The following is a 22,731-nucleotide window of genomic DNA, read 5'->3' on the forward strand; positions in this document are numbered from 1 at the left end:
TATGACTGATTCAATTGATGTTTACGATGCTATCGTAGCCGCAGACGAAAAATTTATGAGTACGTTCAGCCAAGGCGATGCGCAAGGTATTGCGGCCCTCTATACGGAAAAAGGGCAATTCCTTCCTCCTAACGGTGATTTTGTTATGGGTAGACAGGCTATTCAGGCAACATTTCAAGGCTTTATGGACATGGGCGTCAAAGCGATCAAGTTAGAGGCTCTGGAAGTGGAGGGGTACGGTGATACAGCCTCAGAAGTTGGTAGATACACTCTTGAAGGTGAGGGCGGTCAAGTGTTGGACAAGGGCAAGTTCCTCGTCATTTGGAAGCAAGAGGCAGGCCAATGGAAGCTGCACCGCGACATGATTAATACGAGTATGCCAGCACCGGAGTAATCGCTAACTAAGCCATCAAGGTGATGCGTTTTACTCGGCATTTTTGATATGGGATTTGGTGCGCTTTGTCGGTAAATTGGTTTAGATATGGTTTTATTTATAAAACCGCCGAAAGGCGGTTTTTCACTTAAACTCAGTGTACTTCTTTGCATTCCCAAAGCACTTTTCTATGGGATATTTCAGTGCATTTTTTTGAAGCTTTTCTTCTGAGGCCTTAAGAAGGTCGACACCAGTGACATCAGCAAGGCGAATGAGATACAAGAAGACATCAGCAAGTTCTTCGTTTAGTGCAGAGGTTTGCTTATTGTTTAAGTTAAAACTTTGCTCATCAGTAAGCCACTGAAATATTTCAGTTAGTTCACCTACTTCACCGGACAGGGCCATGGTTAAGTTCTTTGGTGTATGGAACTGCTCCCAGTCTCGCTCTTTCGCAAATTCGGCTAGTCTAAGCTGCAGTTCTTTTATCTGACTCATTTAGTATACCTTTAAGTTCTTCTACACCAATCCATGGTTTAGTGGTGAAAATGAAAATGAATATGTAAGCCTAAGCCTAAACCTGAAAGTGTAGAAATTCTACCTTGAGCCTGGCCTTTATAGATGGTCCTGGGCTTACCTTTTTGCCATCGAGAATCAACAAAGCTGATATCGCCAGATAAACGTAACTGACGAAAGTTAGAATAAACTTTGCTGTCAAACTTTGGCGCAATAGGGTTATTCATAGCTTCAGCCATTCGAAGCATCTTGTTTCTAATAACATAGCCTTTGCCTAAGCTGATGCCATAGAGGGAATACCACAGCTCAAGTAGATCAGTAAGACGTCGATTATCCCCTTTCTCACCAAGCCACGGCTTATCCTCAATTTCACGCATAGTGAAGCGCTCAAAGGCTAAGGCTTCACCTTTAGTCGCAAACTTTTTGCGTAGACGTTTGCCTTGCCGCCCTTGGGGGTGGCACTCGCAAATCCACGTTCCATCTGTTTGTTTTCTAACCGACATAACCAATAATAACTGTATGTTTATACAGTTATGATATAGGTCATATGAAGTAAATCAATGTTTATTGGAAGGAATAGAAACAAACTAAGGCTAGTTGAACCTACAACCATTCATACCAAAATTTGTCCTTTATCAAAATATGAGTGGTTTTTAGACGATATTTTTGATGTCCATCATGTTGTTGAGTAAAAGCAATAATATCAGTTACTTATATTTCTGTGTTTTTGTAGAGTATTAACTCTGATTTATGCTCTCTTTTGAGCACTAGTTAAGTAACCTGGTATGAAAAATGACAGTAATCGTGTCGTGTGAGGATGGCTGCTTTGTAAATATATGAAGGAGGTTTACGAATCTAGATCGTTGAATAAAATGTTATGCGTAGTAGAGGATAAAAACAGGAATGGAACAAACAAAGAAAATAATACTTTTTCTGGTTATCGTAGTTATTAGTGTGCCTATTGTGTTTTTTACCAATTTGTGGCCCAGCTATGTAGACTTTATCGTAAATATTCTTGAAAAATTCGGTGTAAAAGAATGGCCTATTGTTACAGGTGTATTAGCGACTTTCGTAGCAGTGTATGCACCAATCTATTTGGGCTCGTCCTTATTGGGTAAGAAAATTCGCCCTTATTTTGTTAAGAGTAATTCAATAAAAAATAAGCTAGATGACATGATTGGTTATGTTGATGAGGCTAACACATATATTAGTCAAGTTAAGAGCCAACTGGATGCATTGTCCAAAGAAAAAGATCTTCTAGAGCAAGAAGTTGCGTTGCTAGAATCATTATCATCTGATCATGCCGACAAACTTAAATCCAAAGTAGAAGTCAAATTCGTAAACCGTGGAAAGGAACGCTTGTACATCCAAGTTAGCTCATTTATTCAGGGGGTTATAGCGTCTTTGGCTGCTTCTTTCGTCTGGAGTTACTTCAGTTAGTAAGTTGGTTCTCAAACGCATAACAAAGCGTTCAATCTGACCTCCAACACTTGGCACTTTTGCTTCGCAAAGTATAGCCAAGTGTCTACGGCAGCTTAACGCGGCGTTAGCCGAAACCGGACTCCATAGAGTTTTTTTATAACTATTAGTAATGGTATTTCAAAAAATGTTTAAGTTTATTTTTCGTCTATTGTTTAGAGTTCAGGGTTGGAAAGTACGTGATTATCCGCCTGCGGATGTCAAAAATTGTGTAATGATCGGTGCTCCCCATACGAGTAATTGGGATATTGTTTATACAATGGCAGGTTGCGATTATATGAACTTAACTAACCCACGTTTTACAATAAAAAAGGAATGGATTCGCTTTCCATTAAACCTAATTCTAGAGCCTATGGGGGCGATTTCAATTGACCGTTCAGCAAAAAAAGCGGGGGACAAGCGCCCTAAAATGGTAGATGAAATGGTTAAATTTATTGAAGCCTCAGATGGCATAACCGTTTTAGTAACACCAGAAGCTACGAGGGGACCTGCCAAACGGTGGAGAACAGGTTTTTATCACGTCGCAATGAAAGCTCAAGTGCCAATATTTTTAGGGTACGTGGACTATAAAAAGCGTGAAGTTGGAGTTGGTAAGGTTATTTACCCAAGTGGTGACCTAGAAAGAGACTTACGTCAAATATGGGACTTTTACAGTACGATTTCTCCGCGACACCCAGATAGGTACCTACAGCTTTAATCGTAAAATATTGGTAAGAAATGTTTATATAACAGTTTGTTATTGGCTAACAAGGCAGCGGTTATCTCCTTTCTTACCCAACCACGGCTTATCCTCAATTTCACGCATGGTGAAGCGCTCAAAGGCGAGGGCTTCACCTTTGGTCGCAAACTTTTTGCGTAGACGTTTGCCTTGCCGCCCTTGGGGGTAGCACTCGCAAAGCCACGTCCCATCTGTTTGTTTTCTAACTGACATAACCAATCATAACTGTATGTTTATACAGTTATTCTATAGGTGATATGAAGTAAATCAATGTTTATTGAAGGGAATAGAAACAAACGTCGAATGTTATGTACTGCTTTGTATTTCGTTTGTTTTTCGTTAGCTGCACAACATTTTTCGTAAAACTTTATTGTTATATTCAATGAGTTGACTATTAATGAGTGGGTTAGTTATGGATTTTATTGAAAGACTTCAAAGTTTATCGAAAAAGTTGTCTCAGGTTGCGGATAATTTAGTTACAGAAGAGGCTACGAAAAACGCACTTGTAATGCCATTTTTGCACTCAGTTCTTGGTTACGATGTTTTTGATCCTAATGAAGTCGTTCCTGAATTCACAGCTGATACTGGTACAAAAAAAGGAGAGAAAGTTGATTATGCATTGATGAAAGAGGGCGAAGTCCAAATTCTCATTGAGTGTAAGAAATACAGTGAAAATCTTTCGACAAAACATGCAAGTCAACTTTTTAGATATTTCTCTGTTACTAATGCCCGAATAGCAATTTTAACAAATGGTGCTCAGTATGAGTTTTACACTGATCTAGATGCACCGAATAAAATGGATGAGAAACCATTTCTTACCTTAGATTTAGAAGACATTGATGAACATATTGTTCCGGAAATTAAGAAGTTAACTAAATCTTCGTTTGACGTTGAGTCGGTAGTTGATGCTGCCGGTGAATTGAAATACTTAAATCAAATTAAAAAGTTGTTAGTTGAACAATTTAATGAGCCGGAAGAGGATTTTGTTAAGTTTTTCACATCTCGTGTGTATGAGGGTGTTCAGACACCAAAAGTGAAATCACAATTCCGTGAAATTACCACTAAGGCTCTTAAGCAGTTTCTAAATGACAGTATTAATGCTCGTCTAAAATCAGCAATTGGAACGGAAGTAAATGGAACGACTTCAAATGTTGAAGCTGAATCACTAATAGATGCTATCAATGAAGGTGATGATGAACCGCCTAAAGTTGTAACAACAGAAGAAGAAATTGAAGGTTTCAATATTATCAAAGCAATATTAAGACAAAAAGTAGCTCTACAACGAATACATGCAAGAGATACTCAGAGTTATTTTGGTGTGTTGTTAGATGATAATAATCGAAAGCCATTATGTCGTTTACACTTTAATACAAAACAAAAGTACATTGGTATTTTAGACGAGAATAAGAAAGAAATTCGCCATCCTATTGATACCATCGATGATATTTTTGAACATTCAGATGCACTACAAGGAACTGTTGCTCTATACGAATGAGTCACACATAACGACGAATAGTAGTAATGAGTTGTATCTGAAACCAAGAGGTCACATCAAGTGGCCTTTTTTATAGCACAATCTCAGCATGCTGTAGATTTTCTGCTGAATATGTCACGCAAAATTGAGCATCAAAGTTGGTACTACAGATCTTAACTGCTTCTATTTATAGAAAGATAAGGAGGTAACATGTGCAAATTGCTCGCACAATTTCGCCGCCGACGTACCGAGTGGCTTGTTCAAGACGATGGCTTGCTTTGGATAAGCATGGATGGTGAAGCCATTTTACTGGCTTAAGCATTGGTCGTGATTTTTTCTGTGTTTTGTGGAGCTCGCTATGGGGCACTTTTCGCACTAGAGCTATTGCACCAACATAAAGTATTTAGATTAGTAATAGTCAGGGAAATGATGAGATAATTACCACCCTGTGGCCATTCTATCATGACTTTATCTCATGTAGAGGATGTTAAGAAACTGGCTGGCTCACAGGGTACTAAATTACTTAACGTCGACTAAGCACAGTCAAGCTCTTTCATATTATCATTATATTTTTTAAAAAAATATTCAGGTATAATTGGCCACTTTTTGTAACCGTAAAAATTATATTTACAATGAGAAACGTTTTTATCAAAAATAGCTTTTGCTTGAGTTTCCTTTCCAAGTAAGACATTTGCACACATTAAGTGTCCGCTTCCATTTTTATGCGACACAACTGTGTTTAAAGCAGTTGTATCTACTTTTCTACCAAGTGATTTCTTAGCGTATTCTCTGTTAATGATTAGAGTGTCTCTTTGAGAAGTAGAGCCTATATCATCCATGTTCATATCTACCCAAGATATAACTCGTTCGAAATCACTGGATATTAAATTTGCGAAAGCCATAGCCGTGATATATTTATGCTTCTCTAAACCAAACTTATAAGAACTTTCTAAAAATCTTATTGCTTCTTTATGATCTTTTCTAGCTAGATTTATTTCATGCATATATAGATAATAATCACTTCTGCTTATCTTATCTTTAATCGACTCAAGATAATTCAAAGCACGGTCATAGGCATGAAAAATATCAACTAAAAAGTTTATGATTTTCGAAGCATATTCATACCCTTCCTTGTGCTTAATTAGTTTTTCAACTTCCTCATAGGCTCGCGTAGTATCTACTTGTACATTTATAGAGTAAATTATTTTAAGAAGTATAACAGAGTTCAAATGTGAATTGTCTTTTATTAATTCAAGCCCCATTATTTTTTTAAATTCGTGTTTGTACGTGTCGTCTTCAGAATAGTCATTCAATGAGAGGCATGTGTCGCATAATATATCAATAAGAGAGTTTCTTTTATTCTTACTTGAAATTTTGTATTCAGATTCAATCTCATTAATGAGAGTTTTAAGTGATTCAATTTTATTCTTTAATATGAAGTCGTGGGCTTTTATTTTGAATGTTTCAATATGATGAGCATTTATTTTCTTTAAATCTCTTAGAATGTTGTTTATATCAGTTTCTTCATCTTTTTTCGTAGTTTTACTGTCAGGGTTGGTATGCATTTTTTCTAACACTTCCAATTTTATGTGCCACGAACTATTGGAAATAGATGGGTTTAGTTCTATACTTTTATTACAATAGTCAATCAAGGTTTTGTGTGAGAATTTATGTTTGCTCATTGACTCTTCTCGTTGAAGTAGCCCGTTAGATACTAACACATTATAAAACTTGTAATTCCTTTCAAACTTACCCTTATTTTCAATTAGTAACTCACACCTTTTCCCTGGTGATTTTTCTAATGATAATCTTCTCATAAAGAATTGAAAATTATAAGGGTCAGACTCAACGAGTTTTTCTGCAAAATTGATTGACTGACTTTCATTGCCACTGTTGAAATATATCTTTATAAGCCTAAATAAATACGTCACATATAGGTCTTCGTCATCACAGTCAGTTATAAGTTTCTTTAATATGCTTTCTGCTTCAGAATAATTCTCATGTTTAATGTACCCATCAATGCTTAATAGTTTTTTGAAATCCTCGTCAGATATGTCGCTATTAAAATTAGTATCACTGTCTCTTGAAATTTCAGCAATGAGACTACCTATATCTTTGTTGTTTTGTCGTTTTAAAATCATCCCTATATCATCACATATTATTGATGATGTTTCTTTTAAGTTATATTCATCATCAGTAAATGATTTGAGTATTCTTTCTTTTTTTGAATCACCAAAACTTTCATCTAATGATAGTTTCCCTTTGGTAGCATTATGAATGCTTGCCATTAATTCATCAAAACCATCGATTTCGACAAAATAAACTCTATCTTTCCAGAGCAGTTTTCTCAATTCCGGATTAACATAATCATCTTTTCTTAAACACCAATATATCCCATTCTTGAAATAATCTTCGTTTTTCAATAAGTGATTCAATACATCCATTATGGACCTATCACCACCTGAATATCCCACAACAATTAGACCATATTCCTTTGAGAACTCAATTAATTTGTTTTTAATATTAGCTTCGAGAGTCTCTGTTTCTCTAAGAGTGCTTTTTATATCGTCGTATAAGTAATCACCATGAAGTTTTATTATTTTGGGTCTGGTTGAATTAATGGAAAGACTATTCACCGAGGAATCATGTGCGCACAGAATTGGTCTAGTATGAGAAAATTGGTAAAAAGATTCATTAATTAAATCATCAAAGTTTGTCGTATATATTGTGTCAAAATAGACATGCCCCCCGTTTGCAAGAGATACCAGATAAGAATATCCAATTGATGGAAATGCTGGTTCTACTTGTTGCTCAACGAATCTACGCCTTTGAGATGCTAAATCAAATTTCTTTTCAAAAAGTGATGAATACTCATTATCAGAGTTATACCAGTTAGCACATGTATTATAAAAATAAGTTACTGCCGATTTTTTGTCATACACAGATGTAGGATTGTATCTTTTATATACCTCTTCCCGCCAAATCTCCACCAGATCCTGACCAGACTTAATCCCTGAAGTAACTGAAGCCCCCGCACCTAATAATAAACTGTAGTTGGCAGAAGTTTTGCAGATTTTGGTCGTGATATATGTAATAAGCTCTTCAACAGTGCGACCTTTGTGTGGGATTTCTTTATACAAGGTTTCTATGTTTACTTGGGGTGTTACCTCTCTAGCTAGGTTTTCTATGATCATTTATCACTTCCCATCATTTCATATACAAATACATGGCTAAAATTAATACAATCAATATCTTATACTTAAGCATTTTGGTGCACAATAGTATTGAGTGGTCAATGTTTGTTGGATCGCGTTTATCACTCTAATCAGTTTAGATATACCGAAAAGGAGATGAGCAGATGTGAAAAAACTGCGCGGTAAATTACTACAGGGCGATAACAAACAATCAAACATTGATGAGCAAAACTAATGCAACCGAAATTGAGTTCTATTGCGCTATTGGGGCGAATGTGAGACAGATAAGAGCCGATTACTGATGATATCGGCATCAGAGTAATAGCATCAAATAGTCACGGAATGTGGGGTAAAGTGTGGGGGCTAATACTCGGCATTTTACTGTGAATGTGCGTTAGGGCATTAAGTGGGACATGGGCGGTGTGAATGCAATCGTCCGTGGTGATGCACTTCATTCACCAGACGGGCGAAAGATCCGATTAAGTAATATTGGTCCCGGTATTCAACTCCTAGTCGAAGATACTTATGACGAACCAAGCTGGGAAGGTTGGGATGTACCGATTTCGAAACCAAGAGAGCTCACGTACTCAGAAAGAATTAAAGCCGTTCCATGCCATGCAGCGGGACGGCCTGACTATAACCGTGATTATTGGGAAAGGAAGGAAATATTATGAAAAAGCTGTCAAAAAGGGATGTTTATAATTTGAGCTGGATGCTTTTTGGTTCTGCTACATGCTTCAATGGGCTTGGAGCCTCAATTATTACAAGCGTAGGTTTAGGGCTCATTGTCTGTGCTGGGGTTCATTGGTGGCGGGAACACCCATCTTCAAAACGAAATACAAGCTCAGGAGAATAAAAGTAATAAAAAGCAATTCACCGTTCAGCTGGATTGATAGTGTGCATATTACTCTGTGAGGCCGCATACATTAAATGGTGTGAAGAATTGATACTATGAACGATTGCTTAAGATAATCTTAAACACGTCAAAGGACTCATGAAGAAACTTACAGCTATTCTGACAATTCTCTCAATTATGTTTATTACCGCATGTAGTTATAAATTGGATGAGAGTAGCATCCCTCCCGAATCTCAGGATGCAATAGATTACATGCAATTGCTCATTGATAATGATATTGAAAATTTTAGAAGTAACTTCAATTCAGAACTTTTTAGTACAGTTACCGAAGAGGAACTACATAGGGTTACTGCATTCATCCCAGGCGGAGAACTGCTTTCGACTAAGGTAATTAGTTGGAATATTCGCACAGTCAACTCTGTTTGGCATGGAAATTTCACACTTGAATATCAGTTCACAAGTGGGTGGGCGGTAGCACAAGTTTCTTTGGATCGTATAGGTGGTAATACGGTTTTAAATGCGTTTAGATTTACTCCCACAAAGGCATCTTTGGAAGAGTTGAACTCCTTCTCAGCAGTTACTCCAACATTAGATCGTATTCTTATTGTAATACTCACTTTTGCATCACCAATCTTTATGGTGATTACATGTTATAGCGTTTACAAAACCCCAATGCCTGTAAAAAAATGGAAGTGGTATTTACTATCATTCCTAGGCTTTGGTGCTGTTACTATGAATTGGACAACTGGTGTGATCAATTTTCAATTATTAACAGTTCAGTTAGTTGGTTTCGGTGCAGGAACTGGAACTCAATATGCGCCCTGGATGTTTAAATTTACAGTTCCGGTTAGTGCTATGATTTTTTGGATGAGAAGAAAAAAGTACATCGAGCAAGCCAAGGCTAACACTACAACACCATCGACTGAAGAACAGTCTGCTGATTGATGCGTTAGCCCTAGTTCAACAAATTACTTGTAAAACACTGCACGCTCACGCTTGGGCGTGCACTCTTCACAGCGCCATATCTTTTTAGGCTTCCCCAAATCCGCCTTCAGCCACGGAAACGTTGCGCCCCAAAATTGAATACACGGCCTGATATTCCGACAGTCATCACAAAGCTCTAGCCTTGGTGTTTTGACTAACTCTTTATCTGTATCAGTTACTTGCGTCACTTTTTTCTCGTTATTGCTGCACATTGAATAACTTTACTGTATATTCGTACAGTACTTTACGCAAGGAGTACTGTAAATGGCGCATTCAATCAGCTGGCAAGCCATTTATTTTATAGTTGAAGCACTCGCTGCAAGTACATACGGCGAAGACCGTACTGAAGTAGGGGTGTTTTTGGTGGAATTGGTAATGAAAGAGAAGAAAGGGCAGTTAGATGAAGCCCAAATGGAAATGGTTAGAACCCTGCTGGCTGATGCCTCGTCGCTTGCCGTCCAGGTAGATACAGAGACTTGATCTGATCTGCGCCATCAATTGACCAGAGAGAACGGAACGCCTTGTGTGTTCCGTTTTTAATTGATGGCATATACTTGATTTGTACGCGAATGATAATCCCAGTAAGTCTTTGCTTGGTAAGTATTCTTTAGGGAAAGTTATGATTAATAATAATATTGTAAAAATCAGCTTGAAGAACGGAATTAAAGACCTTTTCGAACCGTCTGATCGCGGAGTCGAATACAGTTTAAGTCGTGAGGCTTATATAAATAAAAGTCAGCTTGTTTGGTTTAATATCGATGAAGAAAAAATGACAATAGCAATGAGCTTTGGTGTGATTAGGTCGACATTAAAATTCCCAGATAATGGTAGTGAGTTTCAGCGAATCAAAAGAGAGCTTACAAGGTAGTTGTAAATGCAGTTCTTGATTTATGATAAGGCCACCATAATAGGTGGCCTTATCTGTAAAAATTCAGCTTCGGGTTGAACAAGCAGTTGAAGAATTCGATACCGGTTGGCCGGGTTGGGATTATGAAGAAACCCCAGAACCGGAACCAGAACGGAGCTATGCCGACATCATTAAATCCATACCGGTAACGCTGGCGGCTTTGTTCGCCATAGTGATGATTACTGGCAGTCAAAGAAAGATGAACAGGAGTTCGTAACGTTTTGTAATGTGTAAGGCCTCTTATGTAGAGGCCTTATATTAGATGTTGCTACTAGATTGGTGTAGGTTAGATAGCCATTCTGGCTGGTATATTTCTTTGCCGGAGAGCTGGCTTACTGCAACCTGAATTTACTAACAACAGATTTCAACTGACTGTTTGCAGCAGCAAGGTTGATGGTTTCATTTGTGGTTGCTTCACCATTTACCGATAGCTCACCAACGATTTCGCGAATAGCAGTCATGTTACGGGTGATCTCATCTGTAACTGAACTCTGCTGTTCGGCTGCGGTAGCAATCTGTGCACTTAAATCATTGATGTAAGTTATTGCTTGATCAATTGTATCCAGATCCTTTGTTACCAGCGTTGAGTTTTCTGCTGTTTTCTCGCATGTTGATTTTGTGCTGACCATAGCGGCAATCGCCGCATCTGAACCATTACGTAACTTTTTCAACGTTTGCTCAATTTCTGCAGTGCTGGTTTGCGTTCTGGCCGCAAGCGCCCTGACTTCATCAGCGACTACGGCAAATCCTCGACCTTGTTCACCTGCTCGTGCTGCTTCAATAGCCGCATTCAACGCAAGTAAATTTGTTTGATCTGCGATTTCACCGATTATTGCCAGTACGTTGGTGATCTCCATGGTGTCTTTGCTAATTTCTGTAATACGGGCTGAAGTGTTTTCGACTTCCTCTACTAATTGAGAAGTTATACTCGTACCTTCGGTTACGACAGCCTTTGACTTAGACACTTGCGAGTTTGTATTTTGAGTGAATTGGGATGCTTCCGATGCATTATTTGCGACATCACTTGCAGTGGTACTCATTTCTTCAATAGCGGCAACAATTTGTTCTGTCTCAGTAGAGTGGGCAGTTAATACCTCGTTGTTTGCGTCTGTTTGGTTTTTAAGTTCATCAACGCTACGAGAAATGTGATCCGAAGACTGCGATACTTCCAGCATCATGGTTTGCAAGTTGCCTATAAAGGTATTGACGGCTTCGGCGATTTGACCCAGATCGTCTTTGGTATAGACATCAAGACGGCGGGTAAGATCGCCGTTCCCTTGTGACAATTCGACTATCGTGCTTTTCAAAGCAAGGATCGGACGATACAGGCGATTCAGGAGAACTAAAATGATTGCGGCTGAAAATAGGATCAATAACCCAGCCGTGAGTAAAGAGGTATTTAAAGCTTCATCGAGTTCTGCGTAGGCCACAGATTTATCAATAGCAACAAGCAGGTGCCATTGGGTGTCTTTATCGAGTTCAATGGCCTGAAAATAAGCGATCTTATCAACACCGCCTAAAGTGTAATTGAAAATGTCGCTTTTGGTAGAAAGCATTTTGCGGGAAAGTTCAATCAGGTCGGGGAAGTCAGACAGTTTGGTTTTGCCTGGAACATCGACTTTGCCAGTGGAAGCAATGGTTGTACCCTGGTTGTCATATAGGCCGGTCATTGCTCCAAGGAAAGGGGAATCATTGACCACTTCGGCAAGAAGATCCAAATCGAGATCAGCAAGTAAAACACCACGAAACTTGCCTTTGTAGTAGAAGGGTTCTGCGATACTCACCATTAGCTTTCCTGAAGATGCCCCTTTATAGATACCGGTAATATAGGTGCTGCGCTTTTGTTTGGCAGTTTTATACCAGCCACGTGCCCGCGGGTCGTAGGTGGCTAAGCTGCGCTTGCCGCTTTGGGCGCCATAAGAGCGACCATCTTCAAAACCGACAACAATATCTGAGGCTTTGGTTGCATTTGCAATTTGGCTCACCATCAGGGGAAGTTGCTGATCATTATGGTCAGTGGCGAAGCCTGGCGCTGTTGCGACTATGCCTTCGCTGATGGTATGAAACCATTGAGTAATCTTGTCTGACGAGCTGTCAATTTTAAGCTGTGAGTATTTATCAATATTGCTCAGAATTGAAGCAGAATGTTGGTGATATGAAAGGTAGGTCGAGATTGCTAGGGAAGTTGTTAATAGGAAGACGGTGACCGTGATGATACGGCCCTTAAAGCTAGATAATATATTCACGTTTTATCCGTTATTGTTATAGAAAGTTCATATATACAATGGCAAATACAAATGATGATTTTTATTTGAAGCGTGTGCTTTTTGACGGTGGTTGCATAGCATCTTGTTTTATAGTTATATAAAGATCATACGGTTGTGATTCGACATGGTCAATGTCAAATGAGTATGAGTGCATGCAAAAAAAGCATAATGGTATGAAAGGTTAATAAATGTTGTGACTATATATATTAGTTTCATTTAAATGATTATGGGATGGTTGAGATAAATGTGGGCAATGTTCTTGCGTTGGTGCCAGCCGTATAAAAATACTGCCAAAAGTTTGGCGGTATTATGGAATTCATGGAAGAGATTAAAACATAGCTAATTGACTATGCAGTTCCTTTGCTTTCTCTGGCGACATCGAATTAACTAAAGCAGCAACCAGCTCGGTTGTGTTCTTGGCCGAAGGGCTGAGAGTATGGGAAAAGCTAAGATTCATAACAAAAGAGTGACCACACTCGGGGTCACTACAACTGCAGTATAAATCCGCATAGCCGGTTGAGATACGATTGGTCTTTTGAATGCGGGCTTTATCACCGCACTCTGGGCAAAATACTCTCATAACGCATCCACTTGATTGACGAACTGACCAGTCAATTGTAAATCAAATGACTGTGTTTTTATACAGCACTGACCAGCAAGTGATTCACATAAGGAACAGGTTGAGTGCGCCCACGTAAAACACATTCACGTCACGGAAATCGCACTCCTCCTCCCCACCTGCGACGTTTAAAAAAGTATTTTTTTTCAGTTTTAAAGATCTCTTGATGATCTCTCTTGTTTGCTTAAGTGTCTGAAAATAAAAGGTTTGGTGTATTTTCTGTCACTTTATTAATGATCTGGTTGATCGCAATAATGATCTGGTGACTTATGCTTGAAGCCAAGCAGGGCTAGGGCTGGCGGTGTTTTTTGTCTGAAAATAAAATTTCAATTAACTGAAGCCCTCAGCTGAAATCGCCCAGGCTTACCTATCTTTTTCAGGAATTCAGAGTAATAAACATAGCCACAAAAAAGCCCCTCTTAAAGAAGGGCTTTGGCTAGATACTTGGTTCTATTAGAACTTGAATGTGGCACCTAGAGACAGAGTGTCAACATCGACATCATAACCCTCAAAGTCCAGCATATATCGGGATGCTTGGAAGTTCACAGATACTTGTTCAGTAAACGCATATGCCGCACCTAAAGCAACATATGGGTCTGTTCCATCTGCTCCCTCAGCACTATCTGAACCAGTAAAGGTTTCGCCGTCTATTATTACTGTACCTGAGAAAGATGCATCTGATTCCCAATCCAAGAAACCTGCTCTTAAGAAAAGGCTAATTTGTTCTGTGACATTACCTTCACCTTTTACGCCAATAAATAATCCAGTGACATCCGCTGAAATTGTTCCGTCAACAGTAACGGTGCTGCCTAATACTGATTCTGTTATTGGTGATGTAGTAGTCGCGCTCGCCTTACCAAGATCGGCGTAACCTGCTTCTACAGAGAAGTAATCATTTCCTTGATAGCCTACACCAATATTAAACATAGTGTCGGTTTCATCAATGTTAATATCAGGAACACTGCCAACACCTGTGTCGATGTCAGATTGCCCAACACTACCGAAAACATAAAAACCTTCAGCAGCACTTAAAGTGGATACAGAACTCAAAACAACAGCGACTATGATTGGAAAGGTCTTTTTCATGGAAAATCATCCTTGTGTGTATTGATATAGTTTGCTTGATTTAATAGCTGTTAATTGAAGGGGTAAACAGACACCAATATTGCATATGAAATGTGTAGCACAAATGGTGGGAAAAATCCTATTTTCAGCCTATGTATGTCGCTATGTTGGATTATTGATAGCGCAACACTATTCCAATACCTCTTGGGTAACACCTGACTTCTTCGTGTCGATAGCCCGCTACAGAGTCTCTCTCCAACCTTAATGAGCAACTCTTTGTGCCGAACTGAGACTACGGCGAGCCTGAAGAACTACACCTCAACTGAGGGCTATTTGCTTTTCACCATTCGCTAAAGTGAACTCAAACTGCAAGCTTTTCGGCACTTCCACATCACTATTCACTGCATCCATGAACATTTCACAAGCGGGTATCACTTCGTTCTGGGTATAAACTTCGTTGAACTTAATCGGGTCGCCTCGGGTGCCGCCATTGGGGATGATGGCCGCCAGTTCGACAGGGAACCGGTGACCGGTTAACACTTCCTGAGCGGATACATTCTTTATTTTCTCGAACTCATCTTTGGTTGCGATATCGCCAACCGGGATCAACTGAATGCCATTATCAGGCACAAAAAAGGCCACTAAAAAGTGGCCTCTAATTACTCGGAAATGTCGTGTTTATTCTTTACCGTATACGTTGTTTTCCTGCTCGAGAACACGGATGAAAGTCGCTCTCTTCGTTAGCTCTTTCAAGTGCGCCGCGCCAACGTAGGTGCAGGTTGAGCGGATGCCGCCCATGATATCCTGAATGGTATTGTTAACTTCACCACGGAAAGGCAATAGTACGGTTTTACCTTCAGCAGCGCGGTAGTTAGCCACACCGCCAGAGTGCTTGTCCATCGCACTCTGAGATGACATTCCATAGAATTTCATAAAAACAACTGCATCCCTATTAAAACAATGGCTTACATTGGAGGTGGGGCCGTAATATGTATGTATATACAGCTATTTAAGGCGGTTTTTTGCTATGTTATTCACGGCTGCCGCCACTTTGTCGCCACTGGCGGCAGGTGGTTATAGGCTTGAAAGAGGGTTCTTTGTGATAGCGTCGGAGAGGTGTTCAGGGGCGAAGTGGGCATAGCGCATCGTCATAGTAATATCAGCATGACCGAGGATATCTTTAAGCACTAAGATGTTTCCGCCATTCATCATAAAGTGGCTGGCAAAGGTGTGGCGAAGCACATGGGTTGCTTGGCCCGATGGTAATTCAGCACCAATCTTGTTTTTCAGAATGTAACTAAATGGCGTATAGCACTCTTCAAATAACTTGCCTGACGTTGGCTTATGGATCTCGTTATAGAGTTCTTCGCTGATAGGGATAGATCGGTTCTTCTTGTTCTTGGTGTTCGTGAACGTAACTTTATGTTTATTGAGTTGGCTACCACGAAGCTGGGCCGCTTCATTCCAACGTGCGCCGGTTGATAGACAAATTTTTACTATCTTCAGCATATCTTGGCGCGAGTGAAGCGATACATGATGCAGTAGTGATTTAATCTGTTCTTGGCTCAGAAATGCCATTTCACGTTCATGGTCTTTAAGCGGCCTGATGTCTTCAAGCGGATTCGGAGCTTTCCATTCCCCCAGTTCTTTAAGCTTGCTGAAAACGGCTTTGAAACGAGCTAACTCAGAATTGAGGGTCGCAATACTGGGCTTGCCTTTTTGCCATCGAGCATCAACAAAACTGATATCGCCAGATAGACGTAACTGACGAAAGTTAGAATAAACTTTGCTGTCAAACTTAGGTGCGATAGGGTTATTCATTGCTTCAGCCATTCGAAGCATCTTGTTTCTGATAACATCGCCCTTGCCTAAGCTGATGCCATAAAGGGAATACCACAGCTCAAGCAGATCAGTAAGGCGGCGGTTATCTCCTTTCTCACCAAGCCACGGCTTATCCTCAATTTCACGCATGGTGAAACGCTCAAAGGCTAAGGCTTCGCCTTTGGTTGCGAACTTTTTGCGTAGACGTTTGCCTTTCCGCCCTTGGGGGTAGCACTCGCAAAGCCACGCTCCATCTGTTTGTTTTCTAATGGACATAATTAATGTTGGCTGTATGTATATACAGTCATGATATAGGCAATATGAAGTAAATCAATGTTTATAGAAATGAATTGAAACAAACGTTAGATGGTGAACTAAAATCATTTGTAGCAAAAAGTGTCTTATGCATTAATTTGAGCACTAGTTAAATGTTTTAGTATAAAAATTGACAGAAATAGTGTCGTGTGAGGGTGGCTGTTCTTAAATATATGCAAAAGATTTACGAAGCTAAAGCATTGAATAAAATGTTAGCTTGCAAGGAGGTAGTTGTGGAAATTTTGTGGAACTATATGGCTGAACGATGGAATATTCCTATTAACATGAAATCTTTTATCCTTGAAGACTTAGCTGAAGAAGATTTGCTGAGAATCGATGTCGCTTTTGAGTTGTTTCGAGATGCAGAAGAACAACTTATAAAATCGCAGGACAATCTTGAAGAACATGAAAAAGATCCTGCATGGGCACACATAGAAGGCAACAAAATTACACTTAAAAAAACTATCAATAGCCACATCTTTGTTATTTATCTATTTCATACAGTCGAAAAGGTGCTTAAGTCAAGATTGACGGCACTTGATGAAAATCTTACGTTCGAACAGATTAGTTTTGCTGAAATTATTTATAGAATCTCTACATATAGAAAAGGTTTCGATGTAACAAAGTTTGAAAACTACAAGAAAATAAAATTGCTTCAAGAAGTCGCTAATTGCGCGAAGCATGGCCTTGAAGTAGACAAATCTTTGGCAAAAAAGCATTCAACTTTTATCTTTCGTCGTGAGCTTCCGTATTTAGGTGAGTTTATACATGAATATAATCTAGTACCTTCTTGCTGGAGTTTTATCTGCGAGGTTTACGAGTGTGTTGAACGCTAATAACGAATTATAGGGACATGTAGTCGCTGAGTTTCGCCCAAATCGATTCTATATGCCCCATATTTAAAGCGTTGATATGTTACAAGGGATAGCATGCACAAACTGCTCTCACATTTTAGCCGACGACGTACCGAATGGCTTGTTCAAGAAGATGGCCTTCTTTGGATAAGCATGGATGGTAAAGCCATTTTACTGGCTTAAACATTGATCGTGATTTTTTCTGCGTTTTGTGAAACTCGCGATGGGGCATAAAGTGCCTTAAACCCTTTGCACTATTTATCTGTTGATACGGCCCCGATTTCAGCTCATTCTCCCAGTTGCGAGCGTTGTCATTGAGTGGCTTTAGCCCCAATATAATCTCAACGGTCTACTACGAAGACCATACAGTAATAGGCCTGGAGCGCTTTATGAGCGTTATGTAAATAAGCTGTATGCGGGAAAAAGGTTAAAACTCGATTCCCGATTGGCAATGTACTCTGTCCCCTGCTTCTATTGCATGCTCCTTGTAGTAAATGCAAAACGAACATAAATATAAATCTGTCTTCTTTTTCTTTCCGTCGTGTGTGTCACTCACAAGCTTAAAAGCAGGATTTTTGCATAATGTTTCATCGATATTCCAACAGTGAGTATTGTCTTTTTCTCCATGCAATATGCAGGTTGTAATGTTACACCCGAAATACTCGTAGCACTTTTCCATGGTTTCTCCTTATAAGTATGCAACTCATCAACTCATCTCGCATGATGATGAGGGGGTGATTGAAGTTCAAGAAGTAGTGGATAACAAAGCCTTACAGTAAGTATCGTAAAAAGGCCGTCAGTGATGCTCTCTCTTATATAGACTCCTTTACTCTGGGTATACCTAGGAATAAAGAGTAGAAGAATATATTTAAAGAACGATTAAACAATAGTCTGAATTAAACTTAGCCTTGCTTTGCCTACACTGACATTAAGAAAGCTGGACACGTGACATTAATCACACAAATAAACAATCTGTCAGTGCAAGTTTAAAACATCATCTTTACTGTTAAAAAATATATAGATAGGCACTGAAAGTTTGTGGTGGTTTCAGGTATAAGTTGCAGTCAAATTTTGGTGCGATAGGGTTATTCATTGCTTCAGCCATTCGAAGTATCTTGTTTCTAATAACATCGCCCTTGCCTAAGCTGATGCCATAGAGGGAATACCACAGCTCAAGCAGATCAGAAAGGCACGGCTTATCCTCAATTTCACGCATGGTGAAGCGTTCAAAGGCGAGGGCTTCACCTTTGGTCGCAAACTTTTTGCGTAGACGTTTGCCTTGCCGCCCTTGTGGGTAGCACTCGCAAAGCCACGTTCCATCTGTTTGTTTTCTAACCGACATAATCAATCATAACTGTATATAGATACAGTTATGATGTAGGTAACATGAAGCAAATCAATGTTTATAATAAGGAATAGAAACAAACTAAGGCTAGTTGAACCTACAATCATTCGTCTCAATTAGTATTCATTATCAAAATTTGAGGATATAAAGCATGTCAAGTTCAGATAAAAACGTAGCTAGCTGTCTATGTGGTAGTGTTAAAGTTCATGTGGTAAACATTGACCCCAAATTCACGGTTTGCCATTGCGAAGCATGTAGGAAATGGGGGGGAGGCCCACTGTTTATGCTGCAGTGTGGAACTGATGTGAAATTTGAGGGTGAAGAAATAGTTAAAGAGTATGATTCTTCATCTTGGGCTTCGCGGGGCTTTTGTTCAAATTGTGGTACGCATTTATTCAGCCGCTTTAAGAAAACGGGAAGCTATAACATGCCCGTTGGACTTTTTCCAAATACCGAAAATTTAGTTATGAGTATGCAGTATTTCAGTGACCTGCGACCTGACTATTATTGCTTCTCCAATGATACTCCGGAAATGACTGATGCTGAAATTAAAGCCCATTTTGCATCAGAGGTTTAGGCAAATATCAAAGTCATCAAATTGACGCACTTTACTCCGCAGTTTTGGTTTGGAGTTCGGTGCGCTTGGTGAGTTGATCGTGAAGCAACTTATTGCAGGCGTTAGCGGCTTAGAGGTCAAATTGAAAATTTCACGTGCAGTCATTTCGGACTTAGAGGAAATCAATTTTGTTATTACTTCAGCGAAACAGGTATGGGGATATTCTGAAGATTCGATGGAGTTGTGGTTGCCCGATCTATTGCTTGAACAGTCTTCGCTGTTGTCTCGCGAATTTTGGGTGCTCAAGAAAGGTATAACTATCGTGGGCCTCTATTCATTATCAGAACAATCAAAGGGTATTTTCGAGCTAGAGGACTGTTGGGTTTTGCCTGCATATATGGGGCAGGGTCTCGGAGAACAATTGTTTGACCATGCAGTTAAAAATTTACAGTCATTGGCAGCATTTAGAATGCACATAGTTTCTGACCCTAATGCATGTGATTTTTACAAAAAAATGGGGGCTAACTGTGTTGGTGAGCAACCTTCTAAACCTAAAGGTAGATATCTTCCTGTCTTAGAGTTGAATTTGCAGGGTCGCCCCTAAAATCGCTTCAAACCGATTCGCAACACGTGACATTCCTGGTTTTGTCCGGTCTAGTGCTTACGGTGTTATGGTTAAGTCCGCATGGTATTGCTCACGGCTTAACGCGGTGTTATAAAACATTTAAGTTTGGAAGTCACAGCAACTTTCTGTTTATATAATAACCAAATAATTGATTGCAGCATGACGTTTGTTGTAAAAAACAACACGAATTAGATTGAAAAACACTCATGTTTCCTCCTTAAATTAATTGAATAAATAATTATTAATCTTGCGAAATTATTTGCGAATATATAATGGCGGCTCATAATTAAGATTATATTTATCCATTATAGATATGAAATGAGACTCAATGCACAATTAATAAATATGATTATCGATATCATATTGCGCATTCTGTTATGACGAAAACAAGAGTTCATGGTTTTAATTGTCACTCTTGTTGCGCCAATGTTAAGGTGTTGGGCTGTGGCTGTGAGTAAAATTGGTTTCAAGCAAAGAAGCATGTTGGTGATGACAATGCTAGTTGTCGTTTCATTAACAATATCTAATTGGGTTTCATATACTAATGTTAGAGATGAGAGTGTAGCAAGTATTGAAACGCAAGCTAAAATGACAATAAGCAGTGCCAAAGGAAGTATCGAAAAATGGATTGCTGGGAATGTTAAAATAATCAGCAATGCTAAGATTTTGCTTCATGATAATGATGTAGACAAAAAGATAGAAACAGCAAAATTACTTGTTACTAGCACTACCTTAGATGCGGTTAATCTTGCTGATGCCAATGGCCTCACAGTCGGTAATTCAGGACTTATTCCTGACTATGATGCAACTCAGGAAGACTGGTATAACATGGCCAAAAAAGCCAATGGATTAATTGTAACTGATATTTACTTTGATAAAGGAATATCAGATAAATATATGTTTAGTGTGTTAGATGTAGCAAATGAAGGTGTGATTGGCGGTGATCTTTTTTTAGATACAGTTGACGAACTGGTCAAAAGCATTAATTTCCCCGGTGCGATTGTAGGTATATATGATGGAAGTGGAGGTCTGATTTCGTCTACAGACCATGAGAAGTTTGGAACAGAGATATCCAGTAAAAGCCATCTGAATGATTTTGAAAAACAAGTGTTGGCAAATGAGCACGGAACATATGAATATAAAGTAAATGGTCAGAGTAAGATTGCGTATTATAGCGACATAAAACTTGTCGATGGAAAAACTTGGCATATTGTAATAGATATAGATGAGTCTATTGCTTACGCCAACGTTAATCACGTATTAAAAGAATCTATTATTACTTCCTCGACATTAATATTTGTGACACTTATATTCTTGCTGTTTGCACTGAATAAAATGTATAAACCAATAGTGTTGTTAAAAGAAACCATTGTTGGATTGGCAGAGGGAAATGGAGATCTTACTCAAAGATTAGATGTTCATAGTGATGATGATTTGGGGCAAATAGCAAAGGGAGTTAATGGCTTCATCAGTAATATTCAGACCATGATGGTCGAAATTTCTCTTGCATCAACTCATATTACTCAAGGTGTCAATCAACTTAATGTGCAATCAGAACGAAATAACCAAGCTTTAATCAATCATGCTTCCGAGACAGAGCAAGTTGTTTCCGCCATTACTGAAATGAGTTCCACCGCTGATACTATCGCGAAAAGTGCCACAGAGACTGCCACTAACACGCAAAAAGCCAATGGTGTGGCGCTGTTGTCAAAAGATACTGTGCTTGAGGCGTCTAGCGGTATGGTTGCCCTGATGGATGAGGTGGATGCGGCATCGTCGAGCATTAACACTATGAATGAAAATACCCAGCAGATTGTCAGTGTGTTGGGTGTGATTGGTGAAATTGCAGATCAGACTAACCTTTTGGCTTTGAATGCAGCAATCGAAGCGGCACGCGCCGGGGAACAAGGACGAGGTTTTGCCGTGGTGGCCGATGAAGTACGTTCATTAGCAGCACGAACCCAAACCAGTACTGCAGAAATTAATGAGATATTAATTAAGTTGCGCCAAGATGCTTCCAGTGCGGTTACCGCGATGGAGGTGACGAAAACAAGCTGTGTACGTACGGCTGAAAACGCCGAACAAGTAAAGGACAGCTTGGATACTGTGACCAATTCCATTATTGAAATTAATGATTTAAGTACGCAAATTGCGACTGCTTCCGAGGAGCAGAGCTTGGTAACCGAAGAAGTCAGCCGTAATACAAACAACATTCGTGAGGTGGTTTACGAGTTGACCCAAAATGGACAAGCGACAGTAGACAGCACGCAAAGCCTGGCTGCTGCCAACGCACAACTGGGCGCTCTAGTTAGTAAATTTAAATTACAATAGTCAATGTTTTGCCCTTTTGTTTTGAGCGATGTGACAACAGGGCTTCCAAGCTCAGCAAAAATCCCGCCTCTGGCGCAATGCCGTTCACTTAAGCGGAGTGGTATTGCGCCATTAGTAAGAGAGTGTTTGGGAAATATTTAAAACATTGCTAATTGACTATGCAGTTCCTTCGCTTTTTCTGGCGACATTGAATTAACTAAAGCAGTAACCAGCTCGGTTGTGTTCTTTGCCGAAGGGCTGAGAGTATGCGAAAAGCTAAGATTCATAACAAAAGAGTGACCACACTCGGGGTCACTACAACTGCAGTATAAATCCGCATAACTGGTCGATATACGATTGGTTTTTTGAATGCGGGCTTTATCACCGCACTCTGGGCAAAATACTCTCATAACACATCCACTTGATTGACGAACTGACCAGTCAATTGTAAATCAA

General features: G+C 39.4%; 23 protein-coding genes and 3 pseudogenes. 14 read left to right on the plus strand and 12 right to left on the minus strand.

The window, feature by feature from the left end; translation table 11 throughout:
- Position 1: 1 nt before the first annotated feature.
- Complete coding sequence (locus L4D76_RS13050; RefSeq protein ID WP_428441331.1) at positions 2–394, plus strand: YybH family protein; 393 nt, start codon at positions 2–4, stop codon at positions 392–394.
- A 123-nt stretch (positions 395–517) separates the two neighbouring features.
- Here L4D76_RS13050 and L4D76_RS13055 read toward each other — a convergent pair whose 3' ends face one another.
- Positions 518–868 (minus strand): nucleotide pyrophosphohydrolase, encoded by a 351-nt coding sequence (locus L4D76_RS13055; protein WP_428441332.1) that lies wholly within the window; start codon positions 866–868, stop codon positions 518–520.
- A 38-nt stretch (positions 869–906) separates the two neighbouring features.
- Complete coding sequence (locus L4D76_RS13060; protein WP_428441333.1) at positions 907–1,389, minus strand: phage integrase; 483 nt, start codon at positions 1,387–1,389, stop codon at positions 907–909.
- A 400-nt stretch (positions 1,390–1,789) separates the two neighbouring features.
- Between L4D76_RS13060 and L4D76_RS13065 the strand changes: the two genes are divergently transcribed.
- Both L4D76_RS13065 and L4D76_RS13070 read left to right on the plus strand, forming a co-directional pair.
- Positions 1,790–2,326, plus strand: coding sequence for a hypothetical protein (locus L4D76_RS13065; RefSeq protein WP_428441334.1), 537 nt, complete (start codon positions 1,790–1,792; stop codon positions 2,324–2,326).
- 166 nt (positions 2,327–2,492) lie between these two features.
- Positions 2,493–3,062 (plus strand): 1-acyl-sn-glycerol-3-phosphate acyltransferase, encoded by a 570-nt coding sequence (locus L4D76_RS13070; RefSeq protein WP_428441335.1) that lies wholly within the window; start codon positions 2,493–2,495, stop codon positions 3,060–3,062.
- A 51-nt stretch (positions 3,063–3,113) separates the two neighbouring features.
- Here the strand turns inward: L4D76_RS13070 and L4D76_RS13075 are convergent.
- A pseudogene (locus L4D76_RS13075) lies at positions 3,114–3,296 on the minus strand (site-specific integrase); the annotation flags it as partial.
- A gap of 199 nt (positions 3,297–3,495) precedes the next feature.
- On the opposite strand from L4D76_RS13075, the gene L4D76_RS13080 reads away from it, so the two are divergent.
- Positions 3,496–4,578, plus strand: coding sequence for a type I restriction endonuclease (locus L4D76_RS13080; protein ID WP_428441383.1), 1,083 nt, complete (start codon positions 3,496–3,498; stop codon positions 4,576–4,578).
- A gap of 512 nt (positions 4,579–5,090) precedes the next feature.
- Here the strand turns inward: L4D76_RS13080 and L4D76_RS13085 are convergent.
- On the minus strand, positions 5,091–7,751 hold the full coding sequence (locus L4D76_RS13085) for an SIR2 family protein (RefSeq protein ID WP_428441336.1): 2,661 nt from the start codon (positions 7,749–7,751) through the stop codon (positions 5,091–5,093).
- A 422-nt stretch (positions 7,752–8,173) separates the two neighbouring features.
- Between L4D76_RS13085 and L4D76_RS13090 the strand changes: the two genes are divergently transcribed.
- The 6 genes from L4D76_RS13090 (at position 8,174) to L4D76_RS13115 (ending at position 10,715) form a co-directional block, all read left to right on the plus strand.
- Entirely contained in the window at positions 8,174–8,425 is a 252-nt protein-coding gene (locus tag L4D76_RS13090; RefSeq protein ID WP_428441337.1) for a hypothetical protein, read from the plus strand.
- Positions 8,422–8,607 (plus strand): hypothetical protein, encoded by a 186-nt coding sequence (locus tag L4D76_RS13095; RefSeq protein WP_428441338.1) that lies wholly within the window; start codon positions 8,422–8,424, stop codon positions 8,605–8,607. The genes L4D76_RS13090 and L4D76_RS13095 overlap by 4 nt, the downstream gene beginning before the upstream one ends.
- 138 nt (positions 8,608–8,745) lie before the next feature.
- Positions 8,746–9,552, plus strand: coding sequence for a hypothetical protein (locus L4D76_RS13100; protein ID WP_428441339.1), 807 nt, complete (start codon positions 8,746–8,748; stop codon positions 9,550–9,552).
- Between the two features lie 303 nt (positions 9,553–9,855).
- Positions 9,856–10,071, plus strand: a complete 216-nt coding sequence (locus tag L4D76_RS13105) for a hypothetical protein (RefSeq protein ID WP_428441340.1) — start codon at positions 9,856–9,858, stop codon at positions 10,069–10,071.
- Between the two features lie 139 nt (positions 10,072–10,210).
- On the plus strand, positions 10,211–10,459 hold the full coding sequence (locus L4D76_RS13110; RefSeq protein WP_428441341.1) for a hypothetical protein: 249 nt from the start codon (positions 10,211–10,213) through the stop codon (positions 10,457–10,459).
- Positions 10,460–10,502: 43 nt separating this feature from the next.
- Positions 10,503–10,715 (plus strand): hypothetical protein, encoded by a 213-nt coding sequence (locus L4D76_RS13115; protein ID WP_428441342.1) that lies wholly within the window; start codon positions 10,503–10,505, stop codon positions 10,713–10,715.
- A 115-nt stretch (positions 10,716–10,830) separates the two neighbouring features.
- Here L4D76_RS13115 and L4D76_RS13120 read toward each other — a convergent pair whose 3' ends face one another.
- From L4D76_RS13120 to L4D76_RS13145, 6 genes and pseudogenes are all read right to left on the minus strand, one after another.
- A complete protein-coding gene (locus L4D76_RS13120) occupies positions 10,831–12,744 on the minus strand; it encodes a methyl-accepting chemotaxis protein (RefSeq protein WP_428441343.1) in 1,914 nt (637 codons plus the stop codon).
- Between the two features lie 349 nt (positions 12,745–13,093).
- Positions 13,094–13,345 (minus strand): Ogr/Delta-like zinc finger protein, encoded by a 252-nt coding sequence (locus tag L4D76_RS13125; RefSeq protein WP_428441344.1) that lies wholly within the window; start codon positions 13,343–13,345, stop codon positions 13,094–13,096.
- Between the two features lie 492 nt (positions 13,346–13,837).
- Positions 13,838–14,470, minus strand: a complete 633-nt coding sequence (locus L4D76_RS13130) for an outer membrane beta-barrel protein (RefSeq protein ID WP_428441345.1) — start codon at positions 14,468–14,470, stop codon at positions 13,838–13,840.
- Positions 14,471–14,767: 297 nt separating this feature from the next.
- A pseudogene (locus L4D76_RS13135) lies at positions 14,768–15,073 on the minus strand (phage portal protein); the annotation flags it as partial.
- A 54-nt stretch (positions 15,074–15,127) separates the two neighbouring features.
- Positions 15,128–15,400 (minus strand): annotated as a pseudogene (locus L4D76_RS13140) (IMP dehydrogenase); the annotation flags it as partial.
- A 123-nt stretch (positions 15,401–15,523) separates the two neighbouring features.
- The gene (locus tag L4D76_RS13145) at positions 15,524–16,546 is read right to left on the minus strand and encodes a phage integrase (protein WP_428441346.1); all 1,023 of its coding nucleotides are present in this window, start codon (positions 16,544–16,546) and stop codon (positions 15,524–15,526) included.
- 272 nt (positions 16,547–16,818) lie between these two features.
- Between L4D76_RS13145 and L4D76_RS13150 the strand changes: the two genes are divergently transcribed.
- Positions 16,819–17,421: a hypothetical protein gene (locus tag L4D76_RS13150; RefSeq protein ID WP_428441347.1), complete on the plus strand. Its 603-nt coding sequence runs from the start codon at positions 16,819–16,821 to the stop codon at positions 17,419–17,421.
- Positions 17,422–18,445: 1,024 nt separating this feature from the next.
- On the opposite strand, the gene L4D76_RS13155 is transcribed toward L4D76_RS13150, so the two are convergent.
- Positions 18,446–18,781 (minus strand): phage integrase, encoded by a 336-nt coding sequence (locus L4D76_RS13155; RefSeq protein ID WP_428441348.1) that lies wholly within the window; start codon positions 18,779–18,781, stop codon positions 18,446–18,448.
- Between the two features lie 154 nt (positions 18,782–18,935).
- Between L4D76_RS13155 and L4D76_RS13160 the strand changes: the two genes are divergently transcribed.
- The 3 genes from L4D76_RS13160 to L4D76_RS13170 all read left to right on the plus strand — a co-directional run bounded on the left by L4D76_RS13160 (position 18,936) and on the right by L4D76_RS13170 (position 22,296).
- The gene (locus L4D76_RS13160; RefSeq protein ID WP_428441349.1) at positions 18,936–19,361 is read left to right on the plus strand and encodes a GFA family protein; all 426 of its coding nucleotides are present in this window, start codon (positions 18,936–18,938) and stop codon (positions 19,359–19,361) included.
- A gap of 79 nt (positions 19,362–19,440) precedes the next feature.
- Positions 19,441–19,944 (plus strand): GNAT family N-acetyltransferase, encoded by a 504-nt coding sequence (locus L4D76_RS13165; protein WP_428441350.1) that lies wholly within the window; start codon positions 19,441–19,443, stop codon positions 19,942–19,944.
- A gap of 465 nt (positions 19,945–20,409) precedes the next feature.
- The gene (locus L4D76_RS13170; protein WP_428441351.1) at positions 20,410–22,296 is read left to right on the plus strand and encodes a methyl-accepting chemotaxis protein; all 1,887 of its coding nucleotides are present in this window, start codon (positions 20,410–20,412) and stop codon (positions 22,294–22,296) included.
- A 137-nt stretch (positions 22,297–22,433) separates the two neighbouring features.
- Here the strand turns inward: L4D76_RS13170 and L4D76_RS13175 are convergent, their stop codons facing one another.
- Complete coding sequence (locus L4D76_RS13175) at positions 22,434–22,685, minus strand: Ogr/Delta-like zinc finger protein (RefSeq protein WP_428441352.1); 252 nt, start codon at positions 22,683–22,685, stop codon at positions 22,434–22,436.
- Between the last annotated feature and the right edge of the window lie 46 nt (positions 22,686–22,731).

Origin of the sequence: Photobacterium sagamiensis (assembly GCF_050337085.1) — a bacterium.
Lineage (GTDB): Bacteria > Pseudomonadota > Gammaproteobacteria > Enterobacterales > Vibrionaceae > Photobacterium > Photobacterium sagamiensis.

Excerpts from the sequence above, each read along its gene's own strand:
- L4D76_RS13080 (WP_428441383.1), top strand. The coding sequence starts at position 3,496 with ATGGATTTTATTGAAAGACTTCAAAGTTTATCGAAAAAGTTGTCTCAG.
- L4D76_RS13100 (WP_428441339.1), top strand. The coding sequence starts at position 8,746 with ATGAAGAAACTTACAGCTATTCTGACAATTCTCTCAATTATGTTTATT.
- L4D76_RS13145 (WP_428441346.1), bottom strand. The coding sequence starts at position 16,546 with ATGTCCATTAGAAAACAAACAGATGGAGCGTGGCTTTGCGAGTGCTAC.
- L4D76_RS13155 (WP_428441348.1), bottom strand. The coding sequence starts at position 18,781 with ATGTCGGTTAGAAAACAAACAGATGGAACGTGGCTTTGCGAGTGCTAC.
- L4D76_RS13110 (WP_428441341.1), top strand. The coding sequence starts at position 10,211 with ATGATTAATAATAATATTGTAAAAATCAGCTTGAAGAACGGAATTAAA.
- L4D76_RS13095 (WP_428441338.1), top strand. The coding sequence starts at position 8,422 with ATGAAAAAGCTGTCAAAAAGGGATGTTTATAATTTGAGCTGGATGCTT.
- L4D76_RS13130 (WP_428441345.1), bottom strand. The coding sequence starts at position 14,470 with ATGAAAAAGACCTTTCCAATCATAGTCGCTGTTGTTTTGAGTTCTGTA.
- L4D76_RS13055 (WP_428441332.1), bottom strand. The coding sequence starts at position 868 with ATGAGTCAGATAAAAGAACTGCAGCTTAGACTAGCCGAATTTGCGAAA.
- L4D76_RS13125 (WP_428441344.1), bottom strand. The coding sequence starts at position 13,345 with ATGAGAGTATTTTGCCCAGAGTGCGGTGATAAAGCCCGCATTCAAAAG.
- L4D76_RS13105 (WP_428441340.1), top strand. The coding sequence starts at position 9,856 with ATGGCGCATTCAATCAGCTGGCAAGCCATTTATTTTATAGTTGAAGCA.
- L4D76_RS13070 (WP_428441335.1), top strand. The coding sequence starts at position 2,493 with ATGTTTAAGTTTATTTTTCGTCTATTGTTTAGAGTTCAGGGTTGGAAA.
- L4D76_RS13065 (WP_428441334.1), top strand. The coding sequence starts at position 1,790 with ATGGAACAAACAAAGAAAATAATACTTTTTCTGGTTATCGTAGTTATT.
- L4D76_RS13175 (WP_428441352.1), bottom strand. The coding sequence starts at position 22,685 with ATGAGAGTATTTTGCCCAGAGTGCGGTGATAAAGCCCGCATTCAAAAA.
- L4D76_RS13085 (WP_428441336.1), bottom strand. The coding sequence starts at position 7,751 with ATGATCATAGAAAACCTAGCTAGAGAGGTAACACCCCAAGTAAACATA.
- L4D76_RS13060 (WP_428441333.1), bottom strand. The coding sequence starts at position 1,389 with ATGTCGGTTAGAAAACAAACAGATGGAACGTGGATTTGCGAGTGCCAC.
- L4D76_RS13050 (WP_428441331.1), top strand. The coding sequence starts at position 2 with ATGACTGATTCAATTGATGTTTACGATGCTATCGTAGCCGCAGACGAA.
- L4D76_RS13160 (WP_428441349.1), top strand. The coding sequence starts at position 18,936 with ATGTCAAGTTCAGATAAAAACGTAGCTAGCTGTCTATGTGGTAGTGTT.